General features: G+C 44.7%; 14 protein-coding genes and 1 riboswitch. Of the genes, 4 read left to right on the forward strand and 10 right to left on the reverse strand.

Annotation, left to right across the window (positions count from 1 at the left end; all coding sequences use genetic code 11):
• Window positions 1-13: 13 nt before the first annotated feature.
• The 6 genes from argJ to ACZ5Q7_RS13340 all read right to left on the reverse strand — a co-directional run bounded on the left by argJ (window position 14) and on the right by ACZ5Q7_RS13340 (window position 7,173).
• Window positions 14-1,240 carry a bifunctional glutamate N-acetyltransferase/amino-acid acetyltransferase ArgJ gene (argJ, locus tag ACZ5Q7_RS13315; RefSeq protein WP_343750391.1) on the reverse strand — a complete coding sequence of 409 codons (1,227 nt, stop codon included), beginning with the start codon at window positions 1,238-1,240 and terminating at the stop codon, window positions 14-16.
• Window positions 1,241-1,276: 36 nt separating this feature from the next.
• A complete protein-coding gene (gene argC, locus ACZ5Q7_RS13320) occupies window positions 1,277-2,314 on the reverse strand; it encodes an N-acetyl-gamma-glutamyl-phosphate reductase (protein WP_343750392.1) in 1,038 nt (345 codons plus the stop codon).
• Between the two features lie 275 nt (window positions 2,315-2,589).
• Window positions 2,590-3,474, reverse strand: a complete 885-nt coding sequence (gene garR, locus ACZ5Q7_RS13325; RefSeq protein ID WP_343750393.1) for a 2-hydroxy-3-oxopropionate reductase — start codon at window positions 3,472-3,474, stop codon at window positions 2,590-2,592.
• Window positions 3,475-3,587: 113 nt separating this feature from the next.
• Window positions 3,588-4,760, reverse strand: coding sequence for a peptidase (locus ACZ5Q7_RS13330; protein WP_343750394.1), 1,173 nt, complete (start codon window positions 4,758-4,760; stop codon window positions 3,588-3,590).
• A gap of 561 nt (window positions 4,761-5,321) precedes the next feature.
• Window positions 5,322-6,527, reverse strand: a complete 1,206-nt coding sequence (locus tag ACZ5Q7_RS13335; protein WP_343750395.1) for an HD-GYP domain-containing protein — start codon at window positions 6,525-6,527, stop codon at window positions 5,322-5,324.
• Window positions 6,528-6,846: 319 nt separating this feature from the next.
• Window positions 6,847-7,173 (reverse strand): YolD-like family protein, encoded by a 327-nt coding sequence (locus ACZ5Q7_RS13340; RefSeq protein WP_343750396.1) that lies wholly within the window; start codon window positions 7,171-7,173, stop codon window positions 6,847-6,849.
• 140 nt (window positions 7,174-7,313) lie between these two features.
• Window positions 7,314-7,424: riboswitch (TPP riboswitch) on the forward strand.
• A 115-nt stretch (window positions 7,425-7,539) separates the two neighbouring features.
• Between ACZ5Q7_RS13340 and ACZ5Q7_RS13345 the strand changes: the two genes are divergently transcribed.
• The 4 genes from ACZ5Q7_RS13345 to ACZ5Q7_RS13360 are packed head-to-tail and all read left to right on the forward strand — an operon-like array spanning window position 7,540 to window position 10,127.
• Complete coding sequence (locus ACZ5Q7_RS13345; protein WP_343750397.1) at window positions 7,540-8,130, forward strand: thiamine phosphate synthase; 591 nt, start codon at window positions 7,540-7,542, stop codon at window positions 8,128-8,130.
• 9 nt (window positions 8,131-8,139) lie between these two features.
• Entirely contained in the window at window positions 8,140-8,346 is a 207-nt protein-coding gene (gene thiS / locus ACZ5Q7_RS13350) for a sulfur carrier protein ThiS (RefSeq protein ID WP_343750398.1), read from the forward strand.
• Window positions 8,347-9,111, forward strand: a complete 765-nt coding sequence (locus tag ACZ5Q7_RS13355) for a thiazole synthase (protein ID WP_343750399.1) — start codon at window positions 8,347-8,349, stop codon at window positions 9,109-9,111.
• Window positions 9,111-10,127, forward strand: a complete 1,017-nt coding sequence (locus ACZ5Q7_RS13360) for a thiazole biosynthesis adenylyltransferase ThiF (protein WP_343750400.1) — start codon at window positions 9,111-9,113, stop codon at window positions 10,125-10,127. The genes ACZ5Q7_RS13355 and ACZ5Q7_RS13360 overlap by 1 nt, the downstream gene beginning before the upstream one ends.
• A gap of 519 nt (window positions 10,128-10,646) precedes the next feature.
• Here the strand turns inward: ACZ5Q7_RS13360 and ACZ5Q7_RS13365 are convergent.
• From ACZ5Q7_RS13365 to ACZ5Q7_RS13380, 4 genes are all read right to left on the reverse strand, one after another.
• Window positions 10,647-11,660: a TAXI family TRAP transporter solute-binding subunit gene (locus ACZ5Q7_RS13365; protein ID WP_343750402.1), complete on the reverse strand. Its 1,014-nt coding sequence runs from the start codon at window positions 11,658-11,660 to the stop codon at window positions 10,647-10,649.
• Window positions 11,657-13,606: a TRAP transporter permease gene (locus tag ACZ5Q7_RS13370; protein ID WP_343750404.1), complete on the reverse strand. Its 1,950-nt coding sequence runs from the start codon at window positions 13,604-13,606 to the stop codon at window positions 11,657-11,659. The genes ACZ5Q7_RS13365 and ACZ5Q7_RS13370 overlap by 4 nt, the downstream gene beginning before the upstream one ends.
• Before the next feature lie 261 nt (window positions 13,607-13,867).
• Window positions 13,868-16,000, reverse strand: coding sequence for a catalase (locus ACZ5Q7_RS13375; protein ID WP_425542317.1), 2,133 nt, complete (start codon window positions 15,998-16,000; stop codon window positions 13,868-13,870).
• Between the two features lie 146 nt (window positions 16,001-16,146).
• Window positions 16,147-16,431, reverse strand: coding sequence for a hypothetical protein (locus tag ACZ5Q7_RS13380; protein WP_343750405.1), 285 nt, complete (start codon window positions 16,429-16,431; stop codon window positions 16,147-16,149).
• Between the last annotated feature and the right edge of the window lie 28 nt (window positions 16,432-16,459).

Below are 16,459 nucleotides of genomic sequence, written 5' to 3' on the forward strand. Positions count from 1 at the left end.
GCTGAATTCCTCCTTAAGTCGTGTAGCTGGCATTGATGCGAACGTAATCGTACGTCAAATCGCATCCCCATGCCTTTCCGATTCCATCACCATTGTTCAATCCAATCGTAATCGTAATGGTGTCCTGGAGCAGGTAGTCTGACGCTTCCTTCTCCGAAAAGGCAAGTGGTTGACTGTTTTTCAATAATTGCACCGGACCCACAAAAGCATCGATGGTCTCCGGATTGATATCCGCACCACTGCGTCCAATGGCGGCAATAATGCGGCCCCAGTTCGGATCAGCGCCATATACAGCTGTTTTAACAAGCGATGAGCCGACAACTGTTTTGGCCACTTGACCTGCTTGTTGATCATCATGGGCCCCTGAAACATTAACTTCAATTAACTTCGTCGCTCCTTCGCCATCACGTGCAATCATCGTCGCCAAGTCCTCACACGTCGCCCGCAGCATCTCCACAAAAGCGTTCCAATCTTTATGATCCGGTGTCAGGCTTTCGTTGCCTGCTTTTCCACTGGCCATTGTCAGAACCATGTCATTGGTTGATGTGTCCCCATCCACCGTTATACAATTAAATGTTTTATCCGTTACATCTTTCAATGCCAATTGCAACATATCTGGTTCGATAGCAGCGTCTGTTGTCACGAATGCAAGCATGGTTCCCATATTCGGCTCAATCATTCCGGACCCTTTCGCCGATCCGGCCATCGTTACCGGACTGTCGTCAATAATGGTCTGACGGCAAGTGGATTTACGTATGGCATCCGTCGTCAATATGGATTCGTTAAAAGCTGTTGCTGCTTCTTGATCCGTATCCAGATGAAGTTCTTTAATATTCGGAATGATGCGGTCCATTGGCATAGGCAAGCCAATAATGCCAGTCGATGATACAGCTACACGATGGTCTGGCAGTTCCAACTGTTGGGCGGTTGCATGTCGCATTGTGTAGGCGTCCTGTTCCCCCTGCTTTCCTGTGCATGCGTTGGCATTGCCGCTGTTAATAATGATAGCTTGCAATTTTCCCTCTGAGGCAATGCTGTCCTTCGTTGTTTGCAGCGGGGCAGCCTGAATCATATTTTTTGTGTATAACGCAGCAGCACTCGCCGGTACATCACAATAAATCATTCCCAAATCGTTTCGTTTCCGTTTCACGCCTGTGTGCATACCGGCTGCATAAAATCCACGCGGTGTGACAATGGACCCTCTTTCTATTGTTTGAATGCCATCTTCTGCCGTCAGCATTTTGTTCTCCTCCTTTCATTTATTCGCTTATTCCTACTATGGATACATTGGCATCGTATCCAGTCCGGCCGTCTCTTCCAATCCAAACATCCGATTCATATTTTGAACAGCCTGACCAGCGGCACCTTTAACGAGATTGTCAATGACGGAAACAATCATAATCCGGTTCGTCCGTTCATCATATGACAATGATATATCACAAAAGTTGGAACCGTAAACGTCTTTTGTGGTTGGATATTCGCCTTGTTTCCGGACACGTACAAAATAGGTGTCCTTGTAGCTTTCCTGGTACAAATCAAACAATTCACGTGCCGTCATACCGTCCGGAGCATCCGCATAAATGGTCGTCATGATCCCTCGTGTCATCGGAATCAGATGCGTGCTGAACGTTATAGCTGTTTTCGTTTCGCTCCATGCATCAAGCATCATTTCTATTTCCGGTGTGTGCTGATGCTCGAGTACCTTATAGATTTTAAGATTATCATTTGTTTCGGTGAAATGGGAAGCCGCACTGACTTTTCGTCCAGCCCCGCTCACACCGGTCTTGGCGTCAATGATAATAGAATTGGGATCAATCCGCTTCTCCTTCACAAGCGGGGCAAGCCCGAGCAAAGCTGCCGTCGGATAACACCCCGGGTTGGAAAGAAGCTGTGTTCCTTTGATATCGGTGTCCAACCATTCGGTCAATCCATACACGGCCTGATTAACATAGTTTTGATCAGGTGCCGTTTTATGATACCACCGTTCATACGTATCGGTATCTTTCAAACGGAAATCACCGGATACGTCAATTACCTTTGTATCATGCTTCATAAACTCCGGAACAAGCTCGGTTGATACACCGGCTGGCGTGGCTATAAATACCACATCAACGTCTTGTGCCATTCGTTCCGGATCAATATCTTCCAAGTCGTCACCAATCATGCCCTGCATATGGGGATAGCTCGCCATCACCGGCTGGCCGTGCTGGCTTGATGAGTGGAACGACTGCAGGGTGACATTCGGGTGGCTGTACAACAAGCGGATCAGTTCCGACCCGCCATAGCCAGTCGCCCCGATAATAGCTGCTTTCACGATAAATGCCTCCTCATATTAACGTTGTTTCCCATTATTATAAAATGTATAAAAATAAAGTCAAGTGTATAATTATAATTTCTATAAAAAATTAAATAATGTCCAGGATAACTAAGCGAACCTTTATGAAATAATAATATTCCGACAATAAGCGTCTTTATTCTTTATGGATAAAAGAACCCCGGCATCCGCAATAGACACAAAGCGGATGCCAGGATCTCCAAACATTGCATAACTCATTTTGATTCGGATATTTGCGTTCCCGATTTGGAAGGTTAGTCATTTGCCGTCATGTTGGCCAGCTTTTCGTAAAATGTCAAAATCGCCGCATGATCCCGATCACCCTGGCCACCCGCCTGCAGCGCCTGTAGGGTCTCTTTGACGGAGGCAGCCAAGGGCAGCGGCACACCAATATCACCGGATGTTTCCAGCACGTTATGCAAGTCCTTCAAATGCAGATCAATCGTAAAGCCGGGGTCGAAATTACGATCCATCATCATTGGTGCTTTGGCATCCAACGCATTGCTGCCGGCCAGGCCGCCACGGATTGCTTCATAAACGGATTCGGTATCAACACCCATGTTTCGCGTCAACACCATGGCTTCTGAAATAGCTGCAATATTGAGCGCGACAATAATCTGATTGGCCAGCTTCGTTGAATTACCGGCCCCTATGTCACCAGTGCGCACAACCGATCCGGCCATCGTTTCCAGAATGGGAAGGCAATCGTCAAAGGTTGCTTGTTCGCCACCGGCCATCACCGCAACAGTACCATCAATCGCTTTTGGTTCCCCACCGCTTACCGGAGCATCCACAAAGCCAATGCCTTTTTCCTTCAGCGCTTCACCAATCTCCTGACTTGCAATCGGAGCAATGGAACTCATATCGATGATCACACTGCCTGATCGTGCTCCATCTATGAGCCCTCCCTGCTCAAGAACAACTTCCTTGACTTCCGGTGAATTGGGAAGCATCGTAATGATGACATCCGTCGCAGCTGCCAATTCGGTATAGGAATCAACGACCGTCGCACCACGTTTTCCAAGTTCCTGATTGGTATCCGGGTTACTGCTGGAGATGACCAGTTCATAACCTGCTTTCATCAGATTTTGACACATCGGTTTCCCCATAATACCAAGACCAACAAACCCTATTTTCACAGCTCATCCCCTCCTTGTCCCCATCATTTTACAACAAATCAAAAAATAGGGAAAGATAAATTATTTTGAAATATACATTTTAATAGAAACATTCCATCGCTTTAGTACTGTGATCAGGAAGCTCTCGGTTTGCGCCAGGCATATATGTATAACCCCCCAAGCAAAACGGTCTGCCCGACAAACACAGCCGCATCCCAAAAGAGTGGATTCCCGACTGGATCGAGTAATTCCGGCAGCGTCTCAGCATAGGCGTAAACAGCCTGCGGAATGAAATAAAACAAAAATACCCCAAACGTAAGCAGCAAACCAATGCTATAAAATAGCGCATATAATCTTATCGTTGTCGCTTCCCCGGCAAACGCTTCCGTTGTTGAATCCTGTTTCATAAATGGAATCCACTTGCGTAAATACTGTTGGCTGTTTTCCATCAAATTGTAGCTACCTGTCATATTTTCAAATAAATAATATAAGTCCGTTTTCATATAAAAGCAACACTGATAAATGGTTTTTATAAAAATATCCAATACAACGAGAGCAAAAATGCCGGAAACAAGCGTGCTTCCACTCACAGCCAATTGAATTACAAGTGCGATAAGCACCATCACCTGCTCAAAACAAATGCCGGCCAAATAGAGCCTATTCCGCTGCTGTGGTGCCAGTTTCCATGCACAGGTCAAATCCGTTTCAAACACTACAAGAAAAAGTCGACGTCCCACATCCAGTGTAGCGGGCAAATCATACGATCGGACCGCCAAAATGTGGGCGAATTCGTGCATCAAAACCAATAATAGACTAATCCCCATGTACAACAGCATATTAAGCGTCATCGCATCAAACAAAAATAAATCCTGATACGCTGGCACTAACTGTGGGTTCATAAACATGAGCCACAAATTAACAAGAACGATGACGATATAAAGTTTCATAGTGAAACGATTAAAAAAGAACCGCCCCACACTGGCAGCTAACCAAGTAAACCCACTCGGCAACGGCTCTTGCTTGGTTAGCGGCACCGTTTCTCCGTCCACTTCTTTCACCAAACCCAAATCCACCAACTGCTCTACAAATGGAATGAGCGCCACATCTTCGTCCGGATATGTCGCCTGGAGCTCCCGTTCGATGTTATCCAACGGCTCTCCTCTATTAATCAAATGAATCGCGTCAACGCTGACGGCCGGCATTTCGAAAAAGTCACCCGAAACAGGCTCCTCTACTATATAGTGCTTTTTATCCTCTCGAATCGATAAAGGGTACAGTGTCAAATGTGATTGTAACGTGATGTCCATGTTAGTTATTCACCTCTTGGTTCGGGGGGGAATGATGCTAGGCCGGGCTAGTCTTTAAAAAATGGGACTGGGACAAGATTGAACAAATCCTTTCTAAACACGAACAATATAGTTAAGACGTAGTCACCGCTCCGGAAAAACACTACGCTTTCACCTTGCCAGGCACAAGCGCGACATCTGTTCAAGCTTCCTTTGGTCGCTTTCACAGTGTCTTCTTTGCCGCGGGCGCTGATAAGCCTCCTCGTGCTCGTCGCGTTGCAAGCTTATTCGTCGAAGCCTACGCTCCTCGCAGGTCGAAGCCTACTCATGGAAGCTTTGCTTTGTGCTTATCGCACTGCGGGGTCTTATCTAGGCTTTTCATCCCGCAGGAGTCTCCGTGTTTTTCCTACGCTAAATGAAAATCCGAACTGATTCAGATTTTTCGCGAATCATAGTTCGGATTTTTCTTTGACTAAACATCTTTTGTCCCAGCCCCATACGTTGGAATTAGTGCGAGAAATTAAGCAAAAATACACCACCAGCATGTTGTTTTAATTTTGTTCAGTTTACGGATTCTCATGTTCAATCACCTCCTTTCATGTCAGGTGCTGCTTCGTCAAACGCCGTCTCATGTGTTTGGTAATGCTCATGATATGCCACCCACTCTGGGTACACGTGTTTAAACGTTTCCATTAAGTCAGGATCAAATTGCGTCCCTTTATTGGAAACAATTTCTTCATACGCAACGTCCACGGGCAATGCAGTGCGATATGACCTCGAGGACGTCATCGCGTCAAACACGTCAGCAATGGTGATAACTCTGGTGAGGAAAGAGATTTCCGTACCTTTTAAGCCATCTGGATAACCTCTCCCATCCCAGCGTTCATGATGGTGTCTGATGACATCGAGGTTATCATCGATACCTTCCACTTCCTGAACAGCGTCAGCACCAACAACAGGATGCGTTTTAATCAGTTCAAACTCTTCGTCGGTGAGTTTGCCGGTTTTGGTCAAAATTGAATCGGGAATGTAAACTTTTCCTATATCGTGCAGCAAGCAAGCATAGTAAAAAGATTTTAATTCATCCGCTTGATATTTCCCCGTTGCTCTCGCTAGAGTCATGGCATATTGAGCCACCCGTTCGCTATGACCGCGTGTATAGTGATCTTTCAGCTCCAGTGTAGCAATAACCCCTTTAACAATGCCTTCAAGCTGTTTGTCATACGATATTTCCACCGCTGATACATACCTTATAAAACGGTGAAGCAGGATATAACCTATGATGGATAAAACAACAATTAACGTAATTGGCAATGTAACGACAAAATCCCTGAGAACGATACCTAAAACAATAAATTTAAAAATTGTGCCCAAGGATACGAGGTTGAAGAATGTTTTATTTACAAATATGGGAGCAAACAAGACTATGACAATTTCAATGATATTGCCGTTGCTGTATGTAGATTCAACTCCCCAATATATCCATATATCATTGATAATATTCATAATGGTGAACGTAATAAAATACATATACTTGATAATCCATGTTTTTTCCCGATGCATTAAATAAAAAGCGATGGGCAGTAAGCTTAATAAAATGATATACGTCCAATATCCCAAGCCATTGTTTAACACTTTTTGTGCCGATTCCCACGGCATTTCAGGCAATATTATATAATAAACTATGTCGTAAGAAAAATAAATAATATAAAAGATCCACAAAAACCATATGGTTGTTCGTCTTTCTTCATCTAGTAACGTCGATGCTTTTCTTAGCTCCGCCTGCATTTCGGTGTCCTTTCTATCTCACGTGTTCAATGTATTTAATTAATCACCGCCGCATGAATATTGAAAAAATTATATTTTATTAATAATAAATCATTTGTCGAGTTTTGTAAATAATATCCTTCGGTTAGGTTACGATTTAATTCGACACGATAGCATTGCCAACAACGGAAAAACATAGAAAAATAATAGAAAACCCTTTAAAACAAATTTTATCAGCATTCAGCAGTGATGGAAAAACGTAATCTGTCCTCACCTACTGAATGACATTCTTTAAACGGTTACGCCCACATTCCGTTTAATAGCATGACAGATAATCTCTTTATCCGATGTCGTCGATACGCACATCTAAAACATCTTCCAACTTAATCGTCGCACCATTATCCAGCCACAACTGTCTCTCATCTATTTTCGACACGGTTCCTTTACTCGTCAGAAAGTCCCGACCGTTGTAATGTTTTACTTCCACTGTCCGATGATAGTAAACAGCTTCTTGCAGTCGCGCATCCACGTCTTCTTTTTGCTGTTCATCCAATATCGGCTTCTCTTTATAATCCTGCTCCTTCCACATTTTCCGAAGCAATTCTTCGTGTTCCGGCATCATCATAGCCGTCCATTTTTTGCTCCCACGATCATAAATATTACTCATATCGATCCCTCCATGGAACATGTGTTCTTAATATAACAAATCTTATTCTCTTTTTCAACTCTCGTTACCAAACGGATCATTGACATTTACGAATTTTTGTGATAATTTAACGTTAACAATCAAAATTAAATACGATTATTGATTTGCTCTAGGGGTGCCCTTCAAAAGGGCTGAGATCAAAGTAATGAACTTTGGGACCCATTGAACTTGAGACGGTTAAAACCGGCGTAGGGATGTGGCAATGTTACAAACGTTAATCCATCATACGAACACAAACCACTTTCCGGCCGGTCTTCGGAAAGTGGTTTTTTGTGTTGGCCGGATATGTACCAATCGCTTCGGGGGAGGTGATACGCTATTGCTGAGTTGCATGTCATTTCAACAGGACAGCAGTCGCCTGAAGAACTTCTGGGCATTTTAGAACAGATACACCCCTTTACGGACTACATCCATCTTCGGGAAAAGACGTGGACGGATCATGACTGGGAAAAAGCGATGGATTCTTTGACACAACGCGGTATACCGTCACAAAAGATCATCATAAATCAACGAATCGACATCGCACACAGGATGAAAGCAAAAGGGGTTCAGCTGACACACCAAAGCATCGATCCAGCAACGGCCAAACATTCTTACGGGCACTTGCGGATAGGCTGCTCGGTTCACTCGGTCAGTGAGGCGGTAACGGCCGAAAACAGCGGTGCGGATTATCTCGTGTATGGTCACATCTTTGCGAGCGCCTCCAAGCCGGACCTGACGCCTAAAGGACTGCAAAAGCTGACGAACGTCACTCAAAATACATCTGTTCCGGTGATAGCGATCGGCGGCATAACACCAGAGAATACACCGGATGTTCTCGCCTCCGGAGCCAGCGGTATCGCCGTACTGTCCGGCATACTGCTGGATCCGGACCCGCTGGAAGCAATCCAACGGTATCAACACCAATTACATGATTAAGGAGGTCAAATGTTGGAACTCACGGTAAACGGTAATAGAACACAAGTACCAGAACACGTGAAAACCATATCAGATGTGAAACAACATTTTCATATCGAGAATCAAGCCATGATTGTCGAGCATAATGGCGAAATATTGGATAAGTCGGCTCACACCGAACAAGAAGTAGCCGACGGAGACAAAGTCGAATTAGTTCAATTTGTTGGAGGTGGCTGAATGTTAACCATAGGCGATAAGCAATTTAATTCCCGTTTATTTCTGGGAACAGGCAAATACCCTGATTTTGATACGCAAAAAGCAGCGGTTGATGTCTCTGAAACAGACGTATTGACGTTTTCCGTGCGTCGAATGAATATTTTTGAACCGTCGCAGCCAAATTTTCTGGAAAAACTGGATGTGGAACAATACAGTTTGCTGCCGAACACAGCCGGTGCTAAAACGGCACAGGAAGCCGTTCGGACGGCAAAATTGGCCAACGCTTCGGGACTTTGTGACATGGTCAAAGTGGAAGTGATCGGCTGTGATAAAACGTTGCTGCCCGACCCGGTGGAAACGTTAAAAGCAACGGAAGAATTAGTCAAAGAAGGCTATACCGTGCTGACTTATACGTCCGATGATGTCGTGCTGGCACAAAAACTGGAGGAAGCCGGTGCCCATGCAGTTATGCCCGGTGCCTCCCCTATTGGATCCGGCCAGGGAATTATTAACCCACTTAATTTGAGTCTGATCGTTGAGCAAGCCAACGTCCCCGTGATCGTGGATGCCGGCATCGGATCGCCTCAGGATGTGGTAACGGCCATGGAACTCGGTTCAGATGGGGTGTTGCTGAACTCGGCCGTATCAGCGGCAGCAGACCCAGTCAAAATGTCTGAAGCAATGAAGCTCGCCGTAAAATCCGGCCGACTCGGCTATGAAGCAGGGCGCATTCCGAAGAAACGCTATGCAACAGCGAGCAGCCCAATGGAAGGAATCAGTGTCTAATGTTCGAACGCTATTCAAGACAAATGTTATTCTCCGGTATTCAAGAAGAGGGACAGCGCTTAATCAGGAATAAACACGTCCTCGTCATCGGAGCCGGTGCGCTGGGAACCGGCAATGCGGAAATCCTCGTCCGGTCCGGTATCGGTAAACTTACCATCGTCGACCGGGATTACGTTGAATGGAGTAATTTGCAACGCCAGCAATTGTATACAGAGGACGACGCGAAAAATTATATCCCGAAAGTTGTTTCTGCTAAAGAACGGCTGGAGGCCATCAATAGTGAGGTCACCATTGAAGGGCACATTGCTGATGTGACTCCGGAAGAAATGGAACAATTCGTGCCGGGCGTTGATTTAATTATGGACGCAACGGACAATTTTGAAATCCGCATGATTATCAATGATGCCTCACAAAAGCATGACATACCATGGATTTATGGATCCATTGTTGCCAGTTACGGGGTTAGTTACACCGTTCTTCCAGGAACGACCCCATGCCTGCATTGCCTGATGGGTGACATTCCGCTCGGCGGGCTAACCTGTGACACAGGCGGCGTGATCAGCCCAGTCGTCCAGTTAGTGGTCGGACACCAAACAGCGGAGGCTCTGAAAATCCTGACGGAAAACTGGGACTCCTTGCGTCAGGAACTGATTTCGTTTGATGTATGGGCCAATCACCATTCATCCATTAACGTCCAGCAGCTGAAAAAGGACGATTGCCCATCATGTGGCACAGACGCCATGTATCCATTTCTTTCTGCCGGCGACCATACGAAAACAGAAGTGCTCTGCGGACGTGATACGGTACAGATTCGCCCGCCTTCCAAAGAAGAACGAGACTTGGATGTCGTTGCTGCCAACCTTTCTGAACTCGGCAGCGTCAACCATAATACATTTTTGCTGCAGTTTAAAACAGACACCAATCGATTGGTCCTGTTTAAAGATGGCCGTGTGCTTGTTCATGGAACCAACGATGCCGCCAAAGCCAAATCGCTTTATCACCGGTATTTGGGGTGAAACAGGTGTCTTATAAAACGGGGCTAGGACAAAAGACGTTTAGTCAAAGAAAAATCCGAACTATGATTCACAAATAATCTGAATCAGTTCGGATTTTTCATTTAGCGTAGGAAAAACACGGAGACTCCTGCGGGATGAAAAAGCCTAGATGAGACCCCGCAGTCCGATAAGCACAAAGCAAAGCTTCCATGAGTAGGCTTCGACGAATAAGCTTGCAACGCGACGAGCACGAGGAGGCTCAGCAGCGCCCGCGGCAAAGAAGACACTGTGAAAGCGACCAAAGGAAGCTTGAACAGATGTCGCGCTTGTGCCTGGTAAGGTGAAAGCGCAGTGTTTTTCCGAAGCGGTGACTACTTCTCAAATATATCGTTCGTGTTTAGAAGTGATTTGTTTAGTTATGTCCCAGCCTCACCGTTTTTATGTTGCGATTTCCACGATCAGACCACGTGCGTTTACCTTTCTTTCCACTTCCTGTAACATCGCACTGGGACAAGTTCGTATTCATATCCAAATGAAGGATTACTCGTCTTCTTTTAAAACTCCGGCTTCTTTATAATATTTTTTGGCGCCATCATGAAGTGGAACACCGCTCAATTCGGTTGTGGCTTCCTCAATGTCCATCTGTTCAACGATGGCATGGGAATCTTTCAGCTTGTCAAGGTTTTCCCAAAATGTTTTCGTCATATTATAAATGGTTTCATCATCCATGGATGCATCAGTCATAAGCATCATTTTAATCCCAAGCGTCTCAACGTCCTTCTCCTGATTGTCATACGTGCCAGCCGGAATCGTTACTTCGGAGTACCACGGGTATTCGTCCATCAAGGACGTGCGAACGTCTTTGTCAATGCCAATCAGTTTGCCACCAGCTGTGGAAGTCATTTCCGTAACAGCAGATGTTGGTAAACCTGCTTGAATTAAGGCACCATCTATCTGTTTGTTTCTCATTAAATCAATCGCTTCCGTGAAACCGACATAGTTCTCCTTAATACCGTCCGGATAATCAATACCATACTCAGGAAGGATGATGCTCGTTTCCACCTCTGGGGTGCTTCCAACAGCTCCCGGTGCAAACTTTCGCCCTTCCAGATCAGCCACTGACTCCACGCCGGATTCTTCACGAACGACAAATTGGTTTGGGTTATAATAAAGGCCTGCCATAATACGAACGTCATCGTACTTGCGATCTTTAAACCCGCGCTTGCCATTGTATGCTTCCCATATAATGCCAGCTGTTGCAAATGAAATTTGTCCTTGTCCCTTTTTCAGCATATTCAAATTCTCAACTCCCCCGTTGGAGGCTTGAGCCGTGACACGAACATTGTCCATTTGGTTGTTCCATACATTGGCCATCGCAGACCCTAATGGATAAATCGTACCTGTCGTACTTGCTGTCGGGAAGTTCATTTCTTGCACTCCGGACGATTTTCCGGATGATTCATTGTCACCGTTGCCTCCGCATGCGGCCATTAGAATGGTAATCGCTGCCAGAGAAACAGTTATTAACATCTTTCGGGATAAACATTTAGTCATTGGGATAACATCCTTTCTCTCGTTGATACGTCATGATTTTTATTTTTAATGATATATAATTGCCAAACGGATACAATTAAAATAATACTAAGGCCCAAACTGTTAGACCAAACGCCGGGAGCCATCATACAGAATCCTGCGCCGATAAGAAGTATGCGCTGGATGATAGAATCGCGGATAAAAAGCCAGCCCTGCAGTCCAGATGCCAGTGCCACTGCTCCAATCGTCGCGGTGACTGCCGGCAGAATACCACTCATAAGCTCTGTCGGATCAAGCAGGAGGTTCGGCTCAAAAATAAAGAAAAATGGAAGTATGAACCCTGTAAGAGCAAGCTTGACAGCCGTTAAAGAGACTTTATTCTGATTCGAATCCGCTATACCGGAAGCCACATAGGACGCAAGCGCCACTGGCGGCGTAATGTTTGATAGACACGCATAAATCAGTACGAACATGTGAGCTGCCATCGGCTCAACGTCAAACTCCAACAGGACAGGCGCGGCAACTGTAGCAACAATCACATAGGCAGCAACACCAGGGACCCCCATTCCAAGAACAATACTCATCAGCATTACGAGAATACCGGCAAACAATAAACTTTCATTCGTATAGTCCATGATAGAGTATCCAAATGCCAAGCCCAATCCAGTCAAAGACACTGTACCTATAATGATTCCAATGATAGCACAAGCTGCTCCGACACCGACTGCTCCCTTAGCGCCTTCTTCTAACGCTCGAAAAATATCTTTTATCCCCATCCGTGTCTCTTTCCGCAGCCAACTGGCCACGACACAGGCAGCAATGGAAAATACCGCCGCATACAATGGGGTATACCCCATAAACAACAGAGTAATCAGAACAATTAAAGGTAACGAAAGATGACCTTGTTTTTTAATAACCTCTACCATTTTTGGTATATTTTCTTTAGAAATACCTTTTAATCCAAGACGCTTTGCCTCAAAGTGAACAACGAATATTAATGTTACATAATATAAAAAAGCAGGAACCAGTGCAGCAACCAGAACTGTTGTATAAGGTACGCCGAGATATTCAGCCATGACAAAGCCCGCTGCTCCCATAATCGGCGGAGCAAACTGACCGCCCGTAGAAGATACTGCTTCAACCGCTGCCGCGAATCGTGAGCGGTAGCCATTTTCTTTCATCATTGGAATGGTAATCGTCCCGGTCGTTGCGACATTAGCAAGTGCACTGCCATTGATCATTCCCATCAAACTGCTGGCCAGGACAGCGACTTTCGCAGGACCTCCAGGAGATCGACCGGCTACTGTCAAAGCTAAGTCGTTAATAAACTGACTGAACCCGCTTATTTTTAAGAAAGCACCAAATAATATAAAAAGGAAAACAAACGTCGCTGACACACCGATAGCAACACCGAAAATTCCTTGGCTTCCCCAAAACATATGATCAATAACTCTGTTCAAACCGAATCCGCTGTGACCAAACGAACCAGGAATAAAGGTTCCTACAAAATTATAAAGGAGGAATAACAAAGCCAGAACAGCCAAGTTCCCGACAACACGGCGCGCCGCTTCAAAGACCATAAGAATGCCAATCCCGCCAAAAACATAATCGCGTGGCAGTAAATAACCGCCTCTTAAAGCAATATCGTTGTAATTCATCAGCAAATAGCCAAAAGAAACGATGGATAACAAAATGAGCAACGCATCAAGCAGCGTAGGAGAACGGTGGATTTGTCCTTTTTTCCATGCTGGATATAGTAGAAATACCATGATTAGCAAAAAGATAATATGCCAGGCACGAAGACTGATAGCATCAAACGTGCCCGAAACCGCAGAATATAATTGAAAAATAGACCAGATAACTGCCAAAACAGAAATAAGTATCGCTGTCTTCCTCGTATAATCCCGGTTTTTTATATTTCCGCCATCGGTTGACCCGGATTTAAAAAATTCTGCTATTTTAGCCATCAAGACCCCCCTTCTTTTAAAAAAATCATTAAGTAACAGCTTAAACAAACCTATGTTTGAATAATTTTTATTTTACTATCACTTAATTATATTTGCATATCACTATTTTTTCAAGGATGTTTTGAAAAGGTATAAAGGGTTTTCATACAATTAGAGACGATATAAGTACAATTCTTAACATGCAACGATTACGACATATAAAAAAGCTTCCGATGCGTGCAAGCACGGAAGCTTTTCTCAATCACACAGCGGAAGCATCAGCTACTGTCTTTTCCAGAAACGCTGCTGCGCTATCGCTGAAATGAAATCTTTCCCGAAATCCGGATTGTTGACAGCAAACACGACGCCTTCCAAGTTATTAGTGTCTGATGTCTGAATATAGTTCGTTGCCGTCGTTGCAATGCCGATGGGTTTATAGTGTTTATAAGCTTCATCGAGAAAATCCATAACATCTTGCTTGAATTTAGCTTCATGTTCGGGACTTCCGCCAACGACATACAGGGCGTCATAAAGAACAGGGTATGTTGTAATAAATGTTTTATTCGCTTCGACGATGGTTCCATCTGACCCTCTGATCGCGCCTAGCTTTTCACTAATAATATCAACAAACACCCCGTACTTGTGCAGTATATCCAAGGTGTTTCTAACTTCTTCACCGTGAAAGCCATTTCCGATTAATACGCCTACTTTTTGTGTATAAGCAGAATGTGGCATATTGGCCAGGCTGAGGGCGGGCGACTGTTTCTCAACCGGTACATGGGATCCTGTCGGTCGATCCACGCCAATGTTATCCGCGATGATACAAGCCATCTCCCGGTCAACATTGACAAACATATCGACATTCTGTTTCCGAACCGATTTGCTTTCCACTTTGGCAAGATGATAGATAAACGTTTCGATCAAGTCCTCTTTTTCCACATGAGTCATACTGTTCCAAAAAAGCCGTGCCTGTGAAAAATGATCATTAAAGGATTCACTCGGAACTTCTCTCGTTTTATAGCCATCGACGTTTTCCGGATAATGGGCATAGCCACCTTCTTCCGGTGGTGTCGTTTCCGGCGTATTACCCGCGAGTGAATTTTCACGATAATGGACGGAATCCGCATCAATCCGATGGCGCATATAGCCTTGACGTTCGTTAAAATTCACGTCATTAACGGGCTGGTTAACCGGGATTTGTTGAATATTTCCGGAACCGAGCCGGTGATAATCGGTGTCCCGATAGGCAAATGACCTGCCCTGCAAGACCGGATCATTCGTGAAATCAATTCCTGGAACAACATTGGACGGGTCAAACGATGATTGTTCTTCTTCCGCAAAGAAGTTATCAACCAGTCGATTCAATGTCATTTTGCCGACAATTTCAACAGGAATGAGCTCTTCCGGCCACAATTTGGTATCATCCAGAATATCGAAATCATACTTGAACTCATCCTCTTCAGGAATTAACTGCACCCCGAATTCATATTCCGGATATGCGCCACATCGGATGGCTTCAATGATATCATTCCGGTGATAGTCCGGATCCACTCCCCCGATAACGTTCGCTTCGTCCAATAACAAGGAATGGACGCCAAGCACCGGTTTCCATACAAAGCGGACAAAGGTTGATTTGCCATGTTCGTTAATAAAACGGAATGTATTAATCGGCCACCCTTCCATCATGCGCCAACTTCTCGGTCGCCCCCGCATGGACATCAGCCACATAATCATGTGAGCCGTTTCCTGGTTATTGGCAACATAATCCCAGAAATTATCATGAGCTGCAGCGGCTTGCGGGACATCGGTGACCGGATTAGGTTTAATGGCATGCACCATATCCGCAAACTTCATCGCATCCGCAACGAGAAAAACAGGAAATTGCAAGGCTAAATTATCATAATTTCCTTCAGTCGTGTAAAATTTCGTGGCAAAACCACGAACATCGATCGCGGTGTCCTTGGATCCTTTACTTCCTATAAAATTGGAAAACCGGACAAATACCGGCGTTTTGCAACCGGGGTCCTGCAGAAATTCAGCGGTGGTAACGTGTCTCATCGATTTGTATAGTTCGAAGTCACCATAGACCCCGAAACCCCTGGCATGAACAACCTTTTCCGGTATCCGCTCGCGGCTGAAATGCGACTGTTTCTTATAAAATCGAAAATCTTGAAATAATGTAGGACCACGTCTCCCCGCTTTCAGGGACCGATCATCATTGGAAATTTTTAAACCAGCATCACTCGTTAATTTTTTACCCGGACCCGTATTATGTTCGCGGTATTGCTCCAGTTGCTCATCTTTTGGATTGTGATGAAAGCCGCCTCTTTCGTCACTTTTTTCATCATTTCTTTCATTGTTTTTTTCGTTGTTTATTTCTTCGTTGCGCTTGTTGTCATCTGATGAATGATCCACGTAATCACCCTCCTGTTGTTGAATTCCATACCACTTACATACCTATGCTCATTCATCTAAATTAGAACTAATAATGTATGAAAACAGGAAGGATCATCATTCCGATACCATAAAAAAACAGCCCGACTAATGGACTGTGTCTAAGCTTAACGATGCTGCATTTTCCTTTTCATCGTGTGTATATCCTTTTCATTATGCCATGTTTTGTCTGAAAGGAAATCAAAACCGTCTTGCAGTTTGTCCACCTTTTTCTCTAATTGATTAAATCTCTCATCCATTTTCTTAAACCTCTCATCCATCTCTTTAAATCTGGTATCCATCTCTTCATACATGCTATTAAACCGTTGATCCACATTTGCAAAACCTTGATTCATCTGTTCCTGCAATTCCTTGATGGCTTGCATAATCTGATTATTTTGCTCATTCGTCAATACATACCCCCCCTTTTTGCGTACTCAT

The organism is Lentibacillus halophilus (assembly GCF_055395055.1).